Source organism: Bacillus sp. hwrm1 (genome assembly GCF_040207805.1).
Taxonomy (GTDB): Bacteria; Bacillota; Bacilli; order Bacillales; family Bacillaceae; genus Bacillus; species Bacillus velezensis.
Map to the genome: position 1 here is coordinate 1,114,883 of NZ_CP157943.1, position 17,870 is coordinate 1,132,752.

Annotated in this window: 17 protein-coding genes; 15 read left to right on the forward strand and 2 right to left on the reverse strand. The window is 47.3% G+C overall.

The features are described from left to right. Positions 1–48 precede the first annotated feature (48 nt). Complete coding sequence (gene brnQ / locus ABK447_RS05825) at positions 49–1,389, reverse strand: branched-chain amino acid transport system II carrier protein (protein WP_038464159.1); 1,341 nt, start codon at positions 1,387–1,389, stop codon at positions 49–51. A 192-nt stretch (positions 1,390–1,581) separates the two neighbouring features. On the opposite strand from brnQ, the gene ABK447_RS05830 reads away from it, so the two are divergent. The 5 genes from ABK447_RS05830 to ABK447_RS05850 all read left to right on the forward strand — a co-directional run bounded on the left by ABK447_RS05830 (position 1,582) and on the right by ABK447_RS05850 (position 7,592). Further along, the gene (locus tag ABK447_RS05830; RefSeq protein ID WP_025285107.1) at positions 1,582–2,727 is read left to right on the forward strand and encodes a cysteine desulfurase family protein; all 1,146 of its coding nucleotides are present in this window, start codon (positions 1,582–1,584) and stop codon (positions 2,725–2,727) included. A gap of 3 nt (positions 2,728–2,730) precedes the next feature. Beyond that, entirely contained in the window at positions 2,731–3,936 is a 1,206-nt protein-coding gene (gene thiI, locus ABK447_RS05835; RefSeq protein ID WP_007408042.1) for a tRNA uracil 4-sulfurtransferase ThiI, read from the forward strand. 80 nt (positions 3,937–4,016) lie between these two features. Then, positions 4,017–4,238, forward strand: coding sequence for an alpha/beta-type small acid-soluble spore protein (locus tag ABK447_RS05840; RefSeq protein ID WP_007408043.1), 222 nt, complete (start codon positions 4,017–4,019; stop codon positions 4,236–4,238). A gap of 148 nt (positions 4,239–4,386) precedes the next feature. Further along, positions 4,387–5,973 carry an acyl-CoA synthetase MbcS gene (mbcS, locus tag ABK447_RS05845; RefSeq protein WP_012118182.1) on the forward strand — a complete coding sequence of 529 codons (1,587 nt, stop codon included), beginning with the start codon at positions 4,387–4,389 and terminating at the stop codon, positions 5,971–5,973. 23 nt (positions 5,974–5,996) lie between these two features. Beyond that, positions 5,997–7,592: an amidohydrolase gene (locus ABK447_RS05850; protein ID WP_038459494.1), complete on the forward strand. Its 1,596-nt coding sequence runs from the start codon at positions 5,997–5,999 to the stop codon at positions 7,590–7,592. Between the two features lie 16 nt (positions 7,593–7,608). Here the strand turns inward: ABK447_RS05850 and ABK447_RS05855 are convergent, their stop codons facing one another. Next, positions 7,609–8,415, reverse strand: a complete 807-nt coding sequence (locus ABK447_RS05855; protein WP_025285105.1) for an NAD kinase — start codon at positions 8,413–8,415, stop codon at positions 7,609–7,611. Between the two features lie 181 nt (positions 8,416–8,596). Here ABK447_RS05855 and sppA point away from each other — a divergent pair, with 181 nt between their 5' ends. The 10 genes from sppA to argH all read left to right on the forward strand — a co-directional run bounded on the left by sppA (position 8,597) and on the right by argH (position 17,844). Beyond that, on the forward strand, positions 8,597–9,604 hold the full coding sequence (gene sppA, locus ABK447_RS05860) for a signal peptide peptidase SppA (protein WP_003152419.1): 1,008 nt from the start codon (positions 8,597–8,599) through the stop codon (positions 9,602–9,604). Between the two features lie 13 nt (positions 9,605–9,617). Then, entirely contained in the window at positions 9,618–10,109 is a 492-nt protein-coding gene (locus ABK447_RS05865; protein ID WP_038464156.1) for an RDD family protein, read from the forward strand. A gap of 77 nt (positions 10,110–10,186) precedes the next feature. Continuing rightward, positions 10,187–10,876 (forward strand): DUF2953 domain-containing protein, encoded by a 690-nt coding sequence (locus ABK447_RS05870; protein ID WP_038464154.1) that lies wholly within the window; start codon positions 10,187–10,189, stop codon positions 10,874–10,876. Positions 10,877–10,888: 12 nt separating this feature from the next. Continuing rightward, positions 10,889–11,329, forward strand: a complete 441-nt coding sequence (gene ytfJ / locus ABK447_RS05875; RefSeq protein WP_003152423.1) for a GerW family sporulation protein — start codon at positions 10,889–10,891, stop codon at positions 11,327–11,329. Between the two features lie 115 nt (positions 11,330–11,444). Further along, entirely contained in the window at positions 11,445–11,948 is a 504-nt protein-coding gene (gene tpx, locus ABK447_RS05880) for a thiol peroxidase (RefSeq protein ID WP_007613091.1), read from the forward strand. Positions 11,949–12,009: 61 nt separating this feature from the next. Continuing rightward, the gene (locus ABK447_RS05885) at positions 12,010–12,996 is read left to right on the forward strand and encodes a class I SAM-dependent methyltransferase (RefSeq protein ID WP_038464151.1); all 987 of its coding nucleotides are present in this window, start codon (positions 12,010–12,012) and stop codon (positions 12,994–12,996) included. A 310-nt stretch (positions 12,997–13,306) separates the two neighbouring features. Beyond that, positions 13,307–14,494: an acetate kinase gene (locus tag ABK447_RS05890; RefSeq protein WP_007408053.1), complete on the forward strand. Its 1,188-nt coding sequence runs from the start codon at positions 13,307–13,309 to the stop codon at positions 14,492–14,494. Positions 14,495–14,594: 100 nt separating this feature from the next. After that, entirely contained in the window at positions 14,595–15,107 is a 513-nt protein-coding gene (locus ABK447_RS05895; protein WP_007408054.1) for a molybdenum cofactor biosynthesis protein B, read from the forward strand. 152 nt (positions 15,108–15,259) lie between these two features. Then, positions 15,260–16,471, forward strand: coding sequence for an argininosuccinate synthase (locus ABK447_RS05900; RefSeq protein ID WP_003152428.1), 1,212 nt, complete (start codon positions 15,260–15,262; stop codon positions 16,469–16,471). Further along, the gene (argH, locus tag ABK447_RS05905) at positions 16,468–17,844 is read left to right on the forward strand and encodes an argininosuccinate lyase (protein WP_003152429.1); all 1,377 of its coding nucleotides are present in this window, start codon (positions 16,468–16,470) and stop codon (positions 17,842–17,844) included. The genes ABK447_RS05900 and argH overlap by 4 nt, the downstream gene beginning before the upstream one ends. The last annotated feature ends 26 nt before the right edge of the window (positions 17,845–17,870 follow it).

Below are 17,870 nucleotides of genomic sequence, written 5' to 3' on the forward strand. Positions count from 1 at the left end.
ATAAAAAGCGCCTGCGGCTGATATACATCAAACCGCAGGCGCTGAATGTTACGATTTTGCTTTATTTAATTCGATGGGCGGGCTGGTAAAAAACGTGATAATGCAGCCGATGATCGCTCCGGCAATGCCCGGAAGCACCCAGCCGATTCCCATGCTGTAAAGCGGAAGATTTGCGTTTAAGAATGAATCTAATGATCCGAGCGGAATGCCTGCTGCCTTCAAACCGTCCAAGATACTGAACAGCCCTGTTCCGATCAGGCAGGCGATATAGACTTCGCGTCTTTCCTTAAAGATTTTATCAATAAAGGAAAGGACGATAATGACAATCGCCAGCGGGTAAATGGCTGATAAAATAGGAACTGAAAATGCAATAATCTCAGCAAGTCCGAAATTTGAAATCGCCAGACTGAACAGCGTGACAATCGTAACCACCATTTTGTATGATAAAGCGGGAATCAATTTTGAAAAATATTCGCCGCAAGATGTGACAAGCCCGATGCTTGTCGTTAAACACGCAACGGTGATGGCGGCGCCGAGAACGATGTTTCCCAGTGAACCGAACAGGTAATCAGATGAAGCTGATAAAATCTTTGCGCCTTCGCCGAGCGGCCCCACAGCGTCCGTGCTTGTCGCTCCCAAATAGGCCAAAGATAAATAAATGAATGTCAAACCTGCCGCTGCAATCAGACCCGCTTTAATACAAGCGGCGGCGAGCGCTTTACGCTGGGTGACGCCCCTGCTTTTAACAGCGTTGACGACAACGACGCCGAAGACGATCGAGGCGAGCGCGTCCATTGTTTTATAGCCTTCCAAAAATCCTTTGAACACCGGCGTTCCGGAATATGCCTGATGTACGGCGCCCAGTCCGCCCATCGGAGTGACAATGGCTTTTACGACGATGATTAAAATAATACCGAATTTAATAGGAGTCAAAATCTTTCCGACTCTGTCAACGATTTTGGAAGGATTAAGAGCTAAATAATACGTAATAGAAAAAAAGATCAACGTGAAAATAAATAAAGATAATCTTTCCGGAATGCCGCTTAAAAACGGAACTGCACCGATTTCATATGAAACGGTTCCGGTTCTCGGAATCGCGAAAAGCGGCCCGATTGATAAATAAAGCACAACGGTGAAAATAGTCCCGAATACCGGATGAGCTTTATCGGCAAGCCCTTTTGCGTCTTTGCCCGTTAATGCGATGGCGATAATACCCAAAAGCGGCAGACCTACGCCGGTCAGTAAGAAACCGCCCATCGCTTTCCAGACATTATGCCCCGCCGCTTGCCCGAGCTCCGGCGGATATATCATATTTCCTGCCCCGAAAAAAAGTGCGAAAAGCATGAAACCGATAATAACGGTATCTTTGACAGGTAGTGAGTGTTTCATAAAAATCCTCCTAAATACTATGTTGAAATATTCTGTCAATTAATTGTCAGATAATATAACAAAACGAACATTACTTATTATATGGCAATGTACAGAGAAGTCAATACTCGATTTATTGCGAATTTATATTTACTTTTGTTATGGTAGCATAAATATCATACAATGTACCGTTTTCATTAAAGGAGTAAAAAAATGATATATTTAGACAACAGCTCAACGACCGAGCCGTATGAAGAGGTTTTGGAAGTGTATAAACAGACGAGCAGCCGTTATTTCGGCAATCCTTCGTCTCTGCACCGGTTAGGAACTGAGACGGAACAGCTCCTTGAAGCGGCCGCTCAGCAAATAAAAAAAACCTTGCGTTTAAAAAATTATGATATTGTATTTACATCAGGCGCGACTGAAGCGAATAACGCTGCGTTAAAGGGAGCAGCCTGGGCAAACATGAGTAAAGGAAGACATATCATTGCTTCGGCGATTGAGCATCCTTCTGTGACGGAGACGCTTGATCAGCTGACAGAGCTGTTCGGCTTTGAAGTCACATATCTTCCGGCCGATCAAAACGGCTTCGTCTCTTTGAAAGACGTCAAATCGGCTATCAGGCCGGATACGATAATCGTCAGCGTCATGCATGTCAATAACGAAGTCGGCTCCATTCAGCCCGTAAAGGAAATCGGCGGGTTTTTGAAGCAGCACCGGAATATTCTGTTTCATGTTGATCATGTGCAGGGCATTCATAAAGTTCCGCTGTCTATAGAAGAAGCGGGCATTGACCTTTGCACCGTTTCAGGGCATAAGTTTCACGGCTTAAAAGGGACCGGAGCGCTTATCGTCAAAAAAGGAACGCGGCTCATTCCGCTTATCACGGGCGGCTCGCAGCAAAAAGGCGTCCGCGCCGGAACAGAACACACGGCAGGCGCCGTTTCCCTTGCGAAAGCGATCAATCTTTCCGCGCGTGACATGAACGAGCGGCTTTCTTCCGTGGAGGCTGCCAAGAATGCGCTCATGGAAAGGCTGAGCGGGACGGACGGGGTCGTTATCAACACCCCCGCTGAAAACAGCGCGCCGCATATCATTAATTTTTCCGTTCCGGGCGTGAAGGCGGAAGTGCTGCTGCACATGCTTGAGGAAAAAGGAATATATGTTTCCACAACCGCGGCATGTTCGGCAAGAGAGCACAAACCGAGCCGTGTTCTTCTGCAGATGAATAAAGGCGAACAGATTGCATCAAGCAGCATAAGAGTCAGCCTGAACTTCAGCCATACGGCTGACATCACGGAGCCGTTTATGGCCGCGCTGGTACCGGCTGTTCAAAAACTAAAAAAAATGATGAGGTAGCATATGAATTACGATCATATTTTAATCCGTTTTGGTGAAATATCCACAAAAGGAAAAAACAGACGCAGTTTTATTGAAAGATTAAAACAGAATATCCGCCTGGTATTAAAGGATTATAAAAAAGTAAAATACTTTTCAAACCGGGACCGGATGTCAATTACACTTAATGGAGAAAACCCGGAGGAAATTTGTTCCTTATTAAAGAATATATTCGGCATTCAAAGCTTTAGTCTCGCAATTAAATGCGAAAGCAAGCTGGAAGACATTAAAAAAACGGCTTTAGCCGCGATAGAAGGCGAATATAAACCGGGGAATACGTTTAAGGTCGAGACCAAACGGGCTTACAAACAGTTTGAATTAGATACGAATGCGATGAACGCTGAAATCGGCGGCCACATTTTGAAAAACACGGATGGATTAACCGTCGATGTGAAACATCCCGATATTCCGCTTCGGATTGAAATCAGAGAGGAAGCGACGTTCCTGACCATTCGTAACGAAAAAGGCGCCGGAGGCCTTCCTGTCGGTTCCGCGGGTAAAGCGATGCTGATGCTTTCCGGCGGTTTTGACAGTCCGGTCGCCGGTTTTTACGCGATGAAACGGGGATTATCAGTTGAAGCCGTACATTTCTTCAGTCCGCCGTATACGAGTGAACGGGCAAAGCAGAAAGTCATGGATCTCGCGGGATGCCTCGCGAAGTTCGGCGGCAGTATGACACTTCATATCGTGCCGTTTACAAAGACGCAGGAACTCATCCAAAAACAAATCCCGGAGAACTATACGATGACGGCGACGCGGCGTCTTATGCTGCAAATCGCGGACAGAATCAGAGAAGAACGGAAAGCGCTCGCGATCATTACGGGAGAAAGCCTCGGGCAGGTAGCGAGCCAGACGCTTGAAAGCATGTATGCGATCAATGCGGTGACGGCAACGCCGATTTTGCGCCCTTTAATCGGAATGGACAAAACAGAAATCATCGAGAAATCAAAAGAAATCGGCACTTATGAAACAAGCATTCAGCCGTTTGAGGACTGCTGCACCATCTTTACGCCGCCAAGTCCGAAAACACGCCCGAAAAAAGAAAAAATCGAGCACTTCGAAAGCTTCGTTGATTTTGAACCGCTGATTGCAGAGGCCGCTGCCGGCATCGAAACCATCACTGTTTACTCGGAGCAGGAAGCTCACGATAAGTTTGCCGGCCTGTTTTAAAACTGTATACAATTACCAAAGTTTTTTTGAATGAAGACATGTGTTTTATCACATTCTATACTCACAAGGAGGTGATACACATGTCACAACAATCAAACAGCGGAAACAGCAACCAGCTTTTAGTGCCAGGCGCTGCTCAAGCTATCGACCAAATGAAGTATGAAATCGCTTCTGAATTCGGTGTAAACCTTGGACCGGAAACAACTTCTCGCGCCAACGGTTCTGTCGGTGGAGAAATCACAAAACGTCTTGTCTCTTTTGCTCAGCAAAGCATGGGCGGAAGCAGCCAGCAGCAGTTTTAATCACAACTTCACATAATGGCTAAGAGAGCGGGGAATTCCCCGCTCTTTTTTCATGAGTATAGATAGAAGGCGGGAAGCAATTTATGCATATTTTTATTGTAATGGCCTATGTTTATGTATAATGGGGAAAGAAAGTGAGGAGTTGTTCGTGTTAAAACGAGAAGATTTAATCGCCCCAAAGAACTATAACCTTGTAAATGAAATCGAAAAGTTCAGCCGTTCCAAAGAGAAGAACGCGCTTATTTGGGAAGATCAAACAGGCGGTAAGAAAGTCTGGACGTATGAAAAATTGATGGAAGAAACGAATAAAATCGGAGCCCGCCTGAAAGGTCTCGGATTTGAAAAAGGCGATAAGCTGATTGTCATGGTTCCGAGAGTGCTTGAAGCGTATGCCGTTTATTTAGCGATCTTAAAAGCGGGGATGGTCGTCATTCCTTGCTCGGAAATGCTGCGCGCCAAAGACCTTGAATACCGGATCAAACACGCCGAAGTGAAAGGCGCTATCGTTTATCCTTCATTTATAAACGCGTTTGACGAGGTGAATACCGAGCAGCTGGTGACATTGTCAATCGGTGAAAATAATGTCGGCTGGAAAAACCTCCTAACGATTGAAGCGGACGGAGACAGTTTTCAAACAGCTGATACAACAAGAGAAGACATGGCGTTTTTGTCCTATACTTCAGGCACGACCGGCCAGCCTAAAGGCGTTGTACATACACACGGCTGGGCCTTTGCCCATTTAAAAACATCAGCCGGTGCATGGCTGGATATTTCTGAAGACGATACAGTGTGGGCCACCGCGGCGCCCGGCTGGCAGAAATGGGTGTGGAGCCCGCTGCTCGCAATTCTGGGAAGCGGCGCGACAGGAGTCATTTATCACGGCAGATTCAACGCCAAGACGTATTTAGAGCTGCTGGAGCGCCATCAAGTAAATGTCTTCTGCTGTACCCCGACGGAATACCGCCTGATGGCAAAAGTGGAGGAGTTGGACAAATATGATCTTTCTGCCCTTCACAGCGCAGTTTCTGCGGGTGAGCCATTAAACCGGGAAGTCATTGACGTATTCCGGAAGCATTTCGGCATTAAAGTGAGGGACGGATACGGCCAAACGGAGAGCACCCTGTTAGTCGGCGTCCTGAAGGACATGGATATTAAGCCGGGAAGCATGGGCAAACCGACCCCTGGAAATCAAGTGGAGATTATAAACGATAAAGGCGAAATATGCGAAACTGGCGAAACGGGCGATATCGCCGTGCATTTGAGCACACCGGCCTTATTCAAGGAATATTATAAAGATCCCGAAAGAACGAAAAAGCAGATTCGCGGAGATTATTTTCTTACAGGAGACCGCGCGAAAAAAGACGAAGACGGCTACTTTTGGTTTGAGAGCCGCAATGATGACATTATCGTCAGCTCCGGATATACAATCGGGCCTTTTGAAGTAGAGGACGCGCTCGTGAAGCATCCGGAAGTGAAAGAATGTGCCGTCGTGGCGAGCCCGGATGAAATCAGAGGTTCAATCGTAAAAGCTTATGTCGTTTTACAAGACGATGAAAAGCGCAGTGACGAACTTGTCAAAGAACTGCAAAACCACGTAAAAACGATTACGGCGCCTTACAAATATCCGAGAGAAATTGAGTTTGTCGAAAGCCTGCCGAAAACGGCGTCCGCAAAAATCAGACGTGTGGAGCTGAGACAGCGTGAAGAACGGCTGAAGGCTGATAAAAAAGCATAATACAGGATAAAGGGTGAGCGGGGATGAAAGCGATTTGGCACGGCGGCACCATCTATACAATGCTGGACAAGAATCATGTCACTGAAGCCGTTTATACCGAAGAAGGCGTCGTCAGGCAGACGGGCAGCTTCCGGGAGCTCCAAGGAACATACGGTGCGCCTGATACGGAGGAAATCGATTTACATGGAGCTGTGATGTTCCCGGGGTTTACGGACAGTCATATGCATTTAATCGGACACGGGGAAAAACAGCTTCGCCTCGATTTGTCGCAGCTGACGTCAAAAGAAGCGATACTGCGGGCCGCAAAAGAAGCAGAGTGTGAATTGGAAGATGGCGAATGGCTGATCGGCGAAGGCTGGGATGAAAATCTGTTTGAGCGGCCGGTTTACGTCACGAAGCATGACCTTGACCCGCTCTTTCCCGACCGCCCCGTCCTGCTGAAGCGGGTATGCCGGCACGCCGCCGCGGTTAATTCAGCCGCATTGCGCGCGGCGGGAATTACAACCGAAACACCTGATCCAAACGGCGGGATTATCGTCCGGGACGGCACCGGTCCGACAGGCCTCCTGCTGGATAAAGCCCAAGAGCTTGTGACACAGGCCCTGCCGCCCGTCTCACTTCACTATGTCAAACGCGCGCTTCAAACGGCGATTACGGACTGCTGGTCAAAAGGCCTGACCGGCGGGCATTCAGAAGATCTGGCATACTACGGAGACGCGTCCGTTCCCGTTGCCGCGTACGAGTCATTAACCGGCAGCGGCCTTTATCCTTTTCGCGCCCATCTGCTCGTACATCACGAAGCCGTCGACAGCTGGAGCGCTCTGGATAAATCGACCGGACCTTATCTGGAATACGGAGCGATGAAAATTTTTGCTGACGGCGCGCTCGGAGGCAGAACCGCTCTATTGAAAAAGGCTTACCATGATGATCCGTCTGTTTCCGGCGTTCAGGTGCATGATGACGAAACCCTTGCCGCTCTTGTTTATAAAGCGAGAGAGAAAGGGATGGAGATCGCCGTGCACGCGATTGGCGACCTTGCATTTGAAAAGGTGCTGGATGTTATCGAAAGATACCCGGCAAAGCCCGGACAGCTTGACCGGCTCATTCATGCGCAAGTATTAGATGACGGATTGATTGAAAGAGCCGCCCGGCTGCCGATCGGACTTGATCTTCAGCCGCATTTTGTGGCCAGTGATTTTCCGTGGGTGATTGACAGGCTCGGAGAAGAGCGGATGAAAACGGCTTTCGCCTGGAAAACACTGCTGTCAAAAGGGCTGCTGTGCGCCGGAGGTTCAGATGCCCCGATTGAGCCGGCCGATCCGCTTCTGGGCATTCAATCGGCTGTGCTCCGTACGAGCAAGCAGCACCCGGAAGGTCCGGCCTATTATGAAAAAGAGTGTCTGACCGTGTACGAAGCCATTCAGCTTTACACGGAGGGAAGCGCGGCCATCATCCATAAAGAACATAGCCGCGGACGGATCGCCCCCGGCTATGATGCCGACTTTACCGTACTCAGCGGTGATCCGTTCAGGACGGACCCGAAAAAGCTTCATGAATTGGAAGCGGTCAAAACCGTCGTCGGCGGCCGTATCGTATATGAAAAAGAGGACAGGCAGTGATGCCCGTCCTCTTTTTTTATGATAAAAATGATCGTTTTACTTTTTCCCAGAAAGAGTTGTCTTTCAGTTTCACCGTTTTGATTTTTTTATCGGATAGTCTAATCTCAACCTTTTTGACATTCCGCGTGCTGAGCGCTTCATTATCAAGCCCGATAATCGGATGCTCATTGCCGTCTTGCACCACCTGCAGTGTCAGCTTCCGGTCTGAGCTTAAAATAAACGAAGATCCGAGTGTACGGTATGTGTTGTTGTTCAACGATGCCAGTTCGGATACCTGCATGCAGGAAATCAAAGGATCAACAACGGCGCCTGAAACAGATTTATTGTAGGCGGTGCTGCCCGTCGGGGTGGAAATGATCATCCCGTCTCCTCTGAACGTCTCAAAATGAAGATCATCAATTAACACATCCATCACAAACGTTTTAATAATGCTTGAACGGATGGAAACCTCGTTTAAACAGTGAAAATGATTGCTGCCGTCCACCGTTACGTGAATGAGCGGGTATTTTCTGACCTCAAGCTGTTCCGCGGTCATGCTGGCCGCCATTTTTTCAGGCTCATCGCTGTGAAAATCACAGTACAAATGGGCTTTCCCTTTTTTAGCGATGCCGACATACAGGCAGTCATCACGGAATCCGGTTTTTCTGACGGCTTGCAGAAATGAGCCGTCGCTGCCGATGCTGGCGATAATTCCGGCATCCTCCGGTTGAGCCGCAACTGTAAAACCGTGCGATTCAGCAAGCTGCTTCAAAGAGCTGACTTGTTCTTTTGTTTCGTTGTTTTGTTTGTGAAAAAAATAAACATTGCGGCGAAGATCGGTCATATCCCCATTCCCCTTTGCTGTCATATTTACGTTTTTCTCCCAGCAGGTATTGTGTTAAAATACCTGTGGCAATAGTGTAACATGTTTCCTGTTTATCCGTTAAGGGAAAGCGCTTCATGAAAAAAATGAATCTTTTTTTACGGGGGAACGTACGAATATTGACAGAAAAGGAGGAGAACAAATGAATGCAAAAAGATGGATTGCGCTCGTCATCGCGCTCGGCATTTTCGGCGTATCAGTCATTGCAAGTGTGACCGTCGGGGTGCTGAAGAATATCGGAGATACAGGGTCTGACTTTGCATCACTGACAGATGACACAGAGGAAGTGACGCTGGATAAGGGCAGCCCCGGCAGTAAAATCGCCGTGCTTGAAGTGGACGGCACGATTGAGGATAACGGCGGGTCCGCTGGCCTGCTCAGCTCAGGCGGATATGATCACAGATCATTTTTAAAACAGGTTGAGCGTGCGAAAGAAGACAAAAGCGTCAAAGGAATTGTGCTGAAAATCAATTCCCCTGGCGGAGGCGTGTACGAAAGCGCGGAAATACATAAAAAACTGGAAGAACTAAAGAAAGAAACGAAGAAACCGATTTATGTATCCATGGGTTCCATGGCGGCATCGGGAGGCTACTATATTTCAACGGCCGCCGATAAAATCTATGCTTCACCGGAAACGCTCACGGGTTCACTGGGCGTCATCATGGAAAGCGTCAATTATTCCAAGCTCGCCGATGAACTCGGCATCAAGTTTGAAACCATTAAAAGCGGCGCGCATAAAGACATCATGTCCCCGACCCGCGACATGACGAAGGAAGAAAGAAAGATCATGCAGACAATGGTCAACGATTCTTATGAAGGATTTGTCAATGTCATTTCAAAAGGCCGGCACATGTCAAAAGCGGATGTGAAAAAAATTGCCGACGGCCGTGTTTACGACGGCAGACAAGCGAAAAAAATCGGCCTCGTTGATGAGCTCGGTTTTTACGATGACACGATCAGCGCGATGAAAAAGGACCATAAAAATATGAAAAACGCTTCAGTCATCACATACGAGGAAGGATTCGGATTAGGCTCGCTCTTTTCCATGAGCGCAGCGAAAATGTTTAAAAGCGAAATTGATTTTCTGAATATGAAAGAACTCATTTCGCAATCCGGTTCGCCGCGGATGATGTATCTCTATGCAAAGTAGGGGGGAAGAAAGAATGGACGCGACTTACGAAGGCTTTCACGGCAAAGAAGAGGAAGCCGAACAACAGAGGGCGCCCGAGCAGGCATATGCGGGCTTTTGGATCAGGTTTTGGGCGTTTCTTCTTGATTGGCTGGTGGTCTGGGGACTTAACCATCTCATCGTTTCACCGGTTTTCACGCTGATGAAGCTCCCGGCAACAAGCGGAATGTTTACAATCTCAGCTTATTCCGTCACAACCCTGATCGTCTACCTCGCCTATTTTGTGTTCATGACGAAATGGTTTCATCAGACACTCGGCAAGATGGTCTTCGGGTTAAAGGTCACTTCTTTGACGCCCGGAAAGCCGCTGACTTGGAGCACCGTCATTTTCAGAGAAGCGGTGGGGCGTTATATCGATAAAATCTGGATTCTCTATATCGTCATTGCGTTTACGCCCAAAAAGCAGGGCATTCATGATCTGATCGCCGACACAACGGTGATTCACGAAGCGCTGTACCGCAAATAAAAGCAGTAAACCCGGAATAAACGTCCGGGTTTATTTTTTTTGGTTTTGGCGATAATGCTGCTAAGGAAGTGAAGCTTATGGGATATGCCGCAGCAGCTGTTATTCTCATTCTCATTTTGGCCTGGCTGCTCATGAGGATGAAAATCCACCTGACTTTCGAATATCTTCACGATAAAGATAACGACAAACTGACGTTTAAAATCTCGGCCTTATACGGGCTGATCCGTATTAAAAAAACGCTGCCCGTCATTAAAGTAAACAGCGAAGACGCGTCAATTGATGTCAAACAGGACACAAAATCAGAAATGAAAGGTCAGAAAAAAGAGAAGAAAAAAATCACATATGAAGATGTCAAACAGAGCATTCACAGAATAGAAATGATTCTGCACCAAGTCTTTCAGATGCGCCAAATCGCCGCTTCATTTCTTGCGGGAGTCCGTGTTACGAAGTTCGAATGGGTGACGGTTATCGGAATAAAGGACGCCGCCGTTACGGGAATCGCCGCCGGCGGATTGTGGGCCGTAAAGGGAGGACTTACGGCGATGCTGTATGATCATCTGCGTTTCATACATGAACCGGTGTGCGAAGTCATTCCGTCTTTTCAAGTGCCTGCATCCAAGACGCATTTGCAGTGTATATTCTTTTTTCGTTTTGGACATCTTATAGGTGCAGCTTTCAAATTGCTCAAATACGGGCGGAACGGACTTTCTATCATACGAAAGAAACAGCCGGTTCCGGTTGCTTCAAAGAATGATTCATCAGTTTAAGGAGGAGCGCATATGGCAGACCATCCCATTCAAGGTTTAATGAAAACCGCTATGGAAAATTTAAAAGAAATGATTGACGTGAATACAATCATCGGCGATCCTGTTGAAACGCCTGACGGCAGCGTAATCTTAACGGTTTCAAAGGTCGGCTTCGGATTTGCGGCGGGCGGAAGCGAGTTTGGAGGAAAGCCGGCTGAAAAAAGAACCGATGATGATGAAAGAAAAGAGCAGAAGCTCCCGTTCGGCGGCGGAAGCGGCGGCGGAGTATCCATTACGCCGATTGCGTTTCTGATTGTCGGAACAAACGGCGTGCGTATGCTTCATTTAGACGAAAACACCCATCTGATTGATAAACTGTTAGACTCCGCGCCTCAAACGATTGAACGCATCCAGCATATGTTTAAAAAGAATGAAAAAGGCCGGAACCAAAAAAGAACGGATATCGATTTATAACAGAAAAGTTAACTGCCGCCCGCAGTTAGCTTTTTTTACGATGCGGCATAACCTTTGCAGTTTGCATAAAACTCGACTATGATAGAGCTATACATAGATAAAGGGAGGAATCAGAATGGCTGAAATTACATTTAAAGGCGGAGCCGTGACGCTGATCGGACAAGAAGTGAAACCGGGGGACCAAGCTCCTGACTTCACGGTTTTGACAAACGGATTAGAAGAGAAGACATTAGCAGATATGAAAGGGAAAGTAACGATCATATCCGTTATTCCTTCCATTGACACAGGCGTATGTGACGCGCAGACACGCCGCTTCAACGAAGAAGCCGCAAAACTCGGTGATGTGAACGTTTATACAATCAGCGCCGACCTTCCGTTTGCACAAGCGCGCTGGTGCGGAGCGAACGGAATTGATAAAGTTGAAACATTATCGGATCATAAAGAGATGTCATTTGGTGAAGCATTCGGTGTTCACATCAAAGAACTTCGTCTTTTAGCGCGTTCCGTATTTGTCCTTGATCAGGACGGAAAAGTCGTTTACGCGGAATACGTAAGTGAAGCGACAAACCACCCGAATTATGAAAAGCCTATCGAAGCTGCAAAAGCGTTAATCAAGTAAAGAGAGAAAAAGAGCTCCGGGTGCTGCCGCGGAGCTCTTTTCATGGCAAGGAGGAAACAGCATGCAACACGACCATGTCGGTCAGATTTATGAACTTTTAGATGAAGCCGCCCAAGTGATAGCAGAAGGCCTTCAGATTTCTTATATTGAGGGGCTTGCGGAAGCGGGAGAAATGTATTTTCTTGAAAAGGCCGACCAGCTTCCGCTTCAGGAAAAGCAAACCGGCGAGCTTAAAAGCCTGCTCGCGAAAGCAGACTTCAGAAAATGGGAGCATGAATGGATCCGCAAGGCGTTCCAGCTCGCCATTTTAAAAGGGCTGAAAGATAAGTCCCATCCGAACAGACAGATGACGCCTGATACGATCGGCATTTTCATCAGTTACCTCGTGAATAAATTTACGGGCGGCCGAAAAGGCCTGACATTGCTGGACCCCGCCTGCGGCACCGGAAATCTTCTGCTGACCGCGGCAAACCAGCTTTCTGACAAAGCGGCAAAAAGCTTCGGCATTGAAATCGACGATGTCCTTCTGAAGATCGCTTATGCTCAGGCGAATCTGCAGGAAAAAGAAATGGAGCTGTTCTGCCAGGACAGTCTTCAGCCGTTATTTATCGAACCGGCCGATGCGGTCATCTGCGATTTGCCGGTCGGCTACTATCCGAATGACGAAGGCGCTGAAGCGTTTGAGCTGAAAGCGGATGAAGGCCACTCTTTTGCTCACCACTTATTTATTGAGCAGAGCGTCAAACATACAAAACCGGGCGGATACTTATTTTTTATGATTCCGAACCATCTGTTTGACAGCGCGCAAAGCGATAAACTGAAGCGGTTTTTTGCGGAAAAAGTGTATATCAACGCCCTTCTTCAGCTGCCGGCTACTATGTTTAAAGACGAAGCGCAGGCAAAGAGCATTTTAATCTTGCAGAAAAAAGGCGAAGACGCAAAGCCGCCGAAACAAGCGCTTTTGGCGAATCTTCCTTCTTTTGCGAACCAGCAGGCGATGCGGGAGATGACGGCAAAATTGGATCAATGGATTCAAAAAGAAAAATAATGGCGAAAAAGCAGTGTGAGATGCAAAATCCCGCGCTGCTTTTGCTTTTTAAAATGAATGGGAATCAGGACGATAACACAAATTAAGGAAAGAAAATAACATTTCGTAAGACCGTGCCGTCCATTTGGCACAAATGAAATTTATCAGAAAATATCGACTTCATATTGTAAGCGGTACCAATGTGGATGTTGACTTGAAATGCTGAGTTGACAATGTTTAAATGGAAAAGTCAGATATTTTTTGGACTGCAGTTATGGTCTGGGAAAAAAGAACGAACAAACGAAGAAGAATTTTGATAGGAGCGTCATTTATGTCTAAAATTATTGCAATTAACGCAGGAAGCTCATCTTTAAAATTTCAGTTATTCGAAATGCCTTCAGAAAAGGTGCTAACAAAAGGTTTAGTAGAACGGATCGGTATCGCCGACAGCGTTTTCACAATCTCTGTTAACGGCGAAAAAAATACAGAAGTGACAGATATTCCGGATCATGCGGTTGCGGTGAAGATGCTGCTTCACAAGCTGACTGAATTCGGTATTATAAAGGATCTAAATGAAATTGACGGAATCGGCCACCGTGTGGTTCACGGCGGAGAAAAATTCAGCGATTCTGTTTTGCTTACGGATGAAACAATCCGTGAGATTGAAGAGATTTCAGAACTAGCGCCGCTTCACAACCCGGCTAACATCGTCGGCATTAAAGCCTTTAAAGAAGTGCTTCCGAATGTGCCTGCGGTTGCAGTGTTTGATACGGCGTTCCACCAAACGATGCCTGAACAATCCTACCTGTACAGCCTACCGTACGAATACTACGAGAAATACGGCATTCGCAAATACGGTTTCCACGGTACATCTCATAAATACGTGACACAGCGCGCAGCTGAGCTTCTCGGCCGCCCGCTTGAAGATTTGCGTCTGATTTCCTGTCACCTCGGTAACGGCGCAAGTATCGCGGCGGTAGAAGGCGGAAAATCCATTGATACGTCAATGGGCTTCACACCGCTTGCGGGTGTCGCGATGGGAACACGTTCAGGAAACATCGACCCTGCATTGATTCCGTACATTATGGAAAAAACGGATCAGACGGCAGATGAAGTATTAAATACGTTAAATAAAAAGAGCGGACTGCTTGGCGTATCCGGTTTCTCCAGTGACCTCCGCGATATCGTAGAAGCTTCAAAAGAAGGAAACGAAAGAGCGGAAACGGCTCTTGAAGTGTTTGCAAGCAGAATCCATAAATACATCGGTTCTTACGCTGCGAGAATGAGCGGCGTTGACGCGATTATTTTCACTGCGGGTATCGGTGAAAACAGCGTTGAAGTCAGAGAACGCGTGCTTCGCGGCTTAGAATTCATGGGTGTATATTGGGATCCTGCGCTGAACAACGTGCGCGGCGAGGAAGCGTTTATCAGCTACCCTCACTCTCCTGTCAAAGTCATGATCATTCCGACTGACGAAGAGGTCATGATCGCACGCGACGTTGTCCGCCTTGCACAGTAATGATCAAAAAAAGCACATCCTTTTAGGGTGTGCTTTTTTATTGAATGCCCCAGAATCAAACGTTACGATATGTTTATTACATAAACGATGAGGTGAAGCAATGAGTGTGCATGAACATAAACAAGAAGCCCCGTCAGCCGTGCGCTGCAAGGTGATTACAGTCAGCGACACGAGAACGAAAGAAACCGACAAGAGCGGGCGCGTCATGATGGACTTCCTCAGGGAAGCGGGATTTGAAACGGTCGCTTATGACATTGTTAAAGATGAAAAAGATGAATTGCAGAAAGCCGTTTTATCCGGCTGTATGGATGAATATACAGATGCGGTGCTGTTAAACGGAGGGACGGGCATTGCCGAAAGGGATGTCACAATTGAAGCGGTCACGCCGCTGTTTTCAAAAGAACTCCCGGGATTCGGCGAGCTGTTCCGCATGCTGAGCTATACGGAGGACATCGGTTCCGCCGCCATTTTGTCCAGAGCGGCAGCGGGTGTGATCCAAAATACCGCAGTCTTCTGCACGCCCGGCTCCTCAGGCGCCGTAAAGCTTGCAATGAGTAAACTGATTATTCCTGAACTGCCCCATGTGCTCCGGGAAATCCGAAAAGATTTATAAATGTATAAAAAGGCTCTGCTCCGCTCAAAAAAATGGGTGGGGTTTTTTTTATAAAAGGCTTGAAAAAACAGAATTTACTTGTTACAGTGTATACATACAAAATGCATTTTTATTAATTAAAACTAATTTTTATACAAAAGGGAGCTTTTAACATGGCAGAACAAAAAAAGGTTGTATTGGCATACTCAGGAGGTCTTGATACTTCTGTAGCGATAAAATGGCTGCAAGAACAGGGATACGATGTTGTTGCCTGCTGTTTAGACGTAGGGGAAGGAAAGGATTTGGCATTCGTTCAGCAAAAAGCGCTGGAAGTAGGCGCCGTAAATTCCTATGTGATTGATGCGAAAGAAGAATTCGCCCGGGAGTACGCGCTCATTTCTATGCAGGCCCATACAATGTATGAAGGCAAGTATCCGCTCGTATCTGCACTATCCCGTCCGTTGATCGCGAAAAAACTCGTTGAAGTCGCGGAAAAGGAAAACGCGGTGGCTGTAGCGCACGGCTGCACGGGAAAAGGCAACGATCAGGTGCGTTTCGAAGTATCCATTAAATCATTAAATCCTGATCTGGAGGTCATTGCTCCGGTCCGTGAGTGGCAATGGTCGCGTGAAGAAGAAATTGAATATGCCGCAAGCCGCGGCATACCGATTCCGATCAATCTTGACAGCCCGTATTCCATCGACCAGAACCTATGGGGACGCGCCAATGAATGCGGTATATTAGAAGACCCGTGGGCGGCGCCGCCTGAAGGGGCATATGACCTGACAGCATCTCTTGAAAACACGCCGGACGTTCCGGAAATCATCGAAATCGCATTTGAAGCCGGTGTTCCGGTTTCAATCGACGGCGTAACCTACCCGCTCGCTGATTTAATTCTCAAGCTGAACGAGACTGCCGGAAAACACGGCATCGGCCGGATTGACCATGTGGAAAACCGCCTGGTCGGCATTAAGTCCCGTGAAGTTTATGAGTGCCCGGGCGCCATGACTTTGATTACGGCTCACAAAGAGCTTGAGGATCTGACTTTAGTGAAAGAAGTGGCCCATTTCAAACCGGCAATTGAACAAAAACTGTCTGAAATCATCTATAACGGTTTATGGTTCTCGCCGTTAAAAGACGCGCTGCTTGCATTCTTGAAAGAAACCCAAAAACACGTCACCGGCGTCGTGCGCGTCAAGCTGTTTAAAGGCCACGCCATTGTAGAAGGACGTAAGTCGGAATATTCACTCTACGACGAAAAACTTGCGACATATACAAAAGACGATGCTTTTGACCATCACGCGGCAATCGGTTTCATTGAGCTTTGGGGGCTGCCGACGAAAGTAAACAGCATTGTGAAAAAGAAGGAGCAGATTGAAGCATGAAGAAGCTTTGGGGAGGCCGTTTTCAAAAAACACCGGAAAAGTGGGTCGATGAGTTCGGCGCATCCATCACATTCGACCAAAACTTAGTCAAAGAGGATATTACAGGGTCTCTCGCTCATGCGGCAATGCTGAAAAAATGCGGCATTCTGACGGAAGAAGAAGAAGGCGCCATCCGACAGGGGCTGCAGACCCTCCTGCAAAAAGCAGAGGAAGGAACGCTTGAATTCTCTGTTGATTATGAAGATATCCATTTGAATATTGAAAAAATGCTGATCGAAGAAATCGGACCGCTAGGCGGCAAGCTCCATACCGGCAGAAGCCGGAATGACCAGGTGGCGACCGACATGCATTTGTATTTGAAAGATCATGTCTCACATATCATCGTGCTGATTGAACAGTTCCAAAAAGCGCTGATCGAAAAAGCGGAGGCCAATGTCGAGACCATTCTGCCGGGGTACACCCATTTGCAGCGGGCTCAGCCGATTTCTTTCGCCCACCATCTGCTTGCTTATTTTTGGATGCTTGAACGGGATAAAGAGCGTTTTCGCGATGCTATGAAGCGGATTAACATATCGCCGCTCGGATGCGGGGCGCTTGCCGGAACCACGTTTCCGATAGACCGTAACTATTCGGCGGAGCTGCTCGGTTTTGACTCCATTTATGAGAACAGTCTTGACGGAGTCAGTGACAGAGATTTTATTCTCGAGTTTTTAAGCGGCAGCAGCATGCTGATGATGCACCTTTCGCGTTTATCAGAAGAAATCATTCTATGGTGCTCGCAGGAATTCAGATTCATTGAACTGGATGATACGTATGCGACGGGAAGCAGCATGATGCCGCAGAAGAAAAACCCCGACATGGCGGAGCTGATCCGCGGTAAAACCGGACGCGTATACGGTGATATGATGGGGCTTTTCACGATTATGAAAGGGCTCCCGCTCGCTTACAACAAAGACCTGCAGGAAGATAAAGAAGGCATGTTTGACACGGTGAAAACCGTTGAAGGAAGCCTTCAGATTTTCACGGGCATGATTGAAACGATGAAAGTAAACAAAGACATCATGAAACAAGCGACAAAACAAGATTTTTCAAACGCGACGGAACTTGCCGATTATTTAGCTAAAAAAGGCATGCCGTTCAGAGAAGCGCATGAAGTGGTCGGCAAGCTTGTGTACAGCTGCATTGAAAAAGGAATCTATTTAAGTGATATGGCATTTGAAGAATTCCTTCAAGCCAGCAGTCTCTTTGAAGAAGACATCTATACCGTGCTCGATCCGCATCATGCGGTTGAAAAAAGAATGAGCGCCGGCGGAACGGGTTTTCAGCAGGTAGAACAGGCGCTCGTAAAAGCAAAAGCCTGCGCCGGCATTTAATTTGCTGAAATTTCCTTCATATTTTC

Bases quoted from the DNA above. Each gene is read 5' to 3' on its own strand.
- ABK447_RS05890 (WP_007408053.1), top strand. From the start codon at position 13,307: ATGTCTAAAATTATTGCAATTAACGCAGGAAGCTCATCTTTAAAATTT.
- ABK447_RS05870 (WP_038464154.1), top strand. From the start codon at position 10,187: ATGGGATATGCCGCAGCAGCTGTTATTCTCATTCTCATTTTGGCCTGG.
- ABK447_RS05830 (WP_025285107.1), top strand. From the start codon at position 1,582: ATGATATATTTAGACAACAGCTCAACGACCGAGCCGTATGAAGAGGTT.
- ABK447_RS05865 (WP_038464156.1), top strand. From the start codon at position 9,618: ATGGACGCGACTTACGAAGGCTTTCACGGCAAAGAAGAGGAAGCCGAA.
- sppA (WP_003152419.1), top strand. From the start codon at position 8,597: ATGAATGCAAAAAGATGGATTGCGCTCGTCATCGCGCTCGGCATTTTC.
- tpx (WP_007613091.1), top strand. From the start codon at position 11,445: ATGGCTGAAATTACATTTAAAGGCGGAGCCGTGACGCTGATCGGACAA.
- ABK447_RS05885 (WP_038464151.1), top strand. From the start codon at position 12,010: ATGCAACACGACCATGTCGGTCAGATTTATGAACTTTTAGATGAAGCC.
- thiI (WP_007408042.1), top strand. From the start codon at position 2,731: ATGAATTACGATCATATTTTAATCCGTTTTGGTGAAATATCCACAAAA.
- ABK447_RS05855 (WP_025285105.1), bottom strand. From the start codon at position 8,415: ATGACCGATCTTCGCCGCAATGTTTATTTTTTTCACAAACAAAACAAC.
- ytfJ (WP_003152423.1), top strand. From the start codon at position 10,889: ATGGCAGACCATCCCATTCAAGGTTTAATGAAAACCGCTATGGAAAAT.
- ABK447_RS05850 (WP_038459494.1), top strand. From the start codon at position 5,997: ATGAAAGCGATTTGGCACGGCGGCACCATCTATACAATGCTGGACAAG.
- argH (WP_003152429.1), top strand. From the start codon at position 16,468: ATGAAGAAGCTTTGGGGAGGCCGTTTTCAAAAAACACCGGAAAAGTGG.
- ABK447_RS05895 (WP_007408054.1), top strand. From the start codon at position 14,595: ATGAGTGTGCATGAACATAAACAAGAAGCCCCGTCAGCCGTGCGCTGC.
- ABK447_RS05840 (WP_007408043.1), top strand. From the start codon at position 4,017: ATGTCACAACAATCAAACAGCGGAAACAGCAACCAGCTTTTAGTGCCA.
- brnQ (WP_038464159.1), bottom strand. From the start codon at position 1,389: ATGAAACACTCACTACCTGTCAAAGATACCGTTATTATCGGTTTCATG.
- ABK447_RS05900 (WP_003152428.1), top strand. From the start codon at position 15,260: ATGGCAGAACAAAAAAAGGTTGTATTGGCATACTCAGGAGGTCTTGAT.